At 66.3% G+C, this 1,123-nt stretch carries 2 protein-coding genes; one reads left to right on the forward strand and one right to left on the reverse strand.

What is annotated here, in order from left to right:
- Positions 1–391: acyl-CoA thioesterase (locus tag EOA38_RS37370; RefSeq protein WP_145966327.1), on the reverse strand; the 391-nt coding region annotated here is incomplete at its 3' end.
- A gap of 192 nt (positions 392–583) precedes the next feature.
- Between EOA38_RS37370 and EOA38_RS37375 the strand changes: the two genes are divergently transcribed.
- A partial coding sequence (locus tag EOA38_RS37375) for a GMC family oxidoreductase N-terminal domain-containing protein (RefSeq protein WP_189435211.1) occupies positions 584–1,123 on the forward strand: 540 nt, incomplete at its 3' end.

The raw sequence follows: 1,123 nt of genomic DNA on the forward strand, positions 1-1,123 counted from the left end.
CTTCGGCTGGAACCGGTTTCGGCTTGCCTTCGCCGTCGAGCGCCACCATGACGAAATCGGCATGGGTGACCTTCTCCATCAGGTCGGAGAGGTAGCGCTGCGCCCAGGCCTCGACCTTGAGCACCATCGAGGTTCGGCCGACGCGCTCGACATGGGTGTAGATGCAGAGCGTGTCGCCGATCTTCATCGGCTTGGCGAAAGACATCTCCTTGACCGCCGCCGTCACCACGCGGCCCTTGGCGCGCTCGGCTGCGCGGATGCCGCAGGCAAGGTCCATCTGCGCCATCACCCAGCCGCCAAAGATGTCGCCGGCCGCATTGGCGTCGGACGGCATGGCGAGCGTCCTCAAGGTGAGATCGCCGAGCGGCTTTCCGTCCGCGTAGTGCACCATGGGGGAGGTCCTTCAGCCGCTGCTTTCCTGAACCCGTACCAACGCGGTCGCGATGTCGCAAGCTCTGCTGAAAGCGAAAAGCGCGCCGCTCAAGCGGTCGCTTTTTTCACAAGCCATGACGGAAGCCCCGGCGACGCGGCGAGCCGGCAATGTCTAGGCTAAGCGCCGGATTTCGGAGCCCGCGCGCGCATCATGCAGACTTATGACTTCATCATCGTCGGCTCCGGCTCGGCCGGCTCGGTCGTCGCGGAAAGGCTCTCGGCCTCGGACCGCTTTTCGGTGCTGGTGCTGGAGGCCGGCGGGACCGATCGACGCTTCTATGTCCAGATGCCGCTCGGCTACGGCAAGACCTTCTTCGATCCGGCCGTCAACTGGAACTACAAGGCCGAGCCCGAGCCCGGCCTCGGCAACAATGCCGACCACTGGCCGCGCGGCAAGCTGCTCGGCGGCTCGAGCTCGATCAACGCCATGGTCTACATCCGCGGCGCGCGCGAGGATTTCGACGCCTGGGCCGCCGCCGGCAATCCAGGCTGGAGCTATGGCGACCTGCTCCCCGCCTTCAAGGCGCTGGAGGACAACGAGGCCGGCGCCGATCAGTGGCGCGGCGTCGGCGGTCCGTTGCACATCACCGATTGCTCGAACGCGGTGCATCCGTTGACGAAGCGCTACCTGGCAGCCGCGCAGCAGGCCGGCCTGCCGCTCAATCCGGACTTCAACGGCGCCGCCCAGGAA

Origin of the sequence: Mesorhizobium sp. M1E.F.Ca.ET.041.01.1.1, from assembly GCF_003997355.1 — a bacterium.
Lineage (GTDB): Bacteria > Pseudomonadota > Alphaproteobacteria > Rhizobiales > Rhizobiaceae > Mesorhizobium.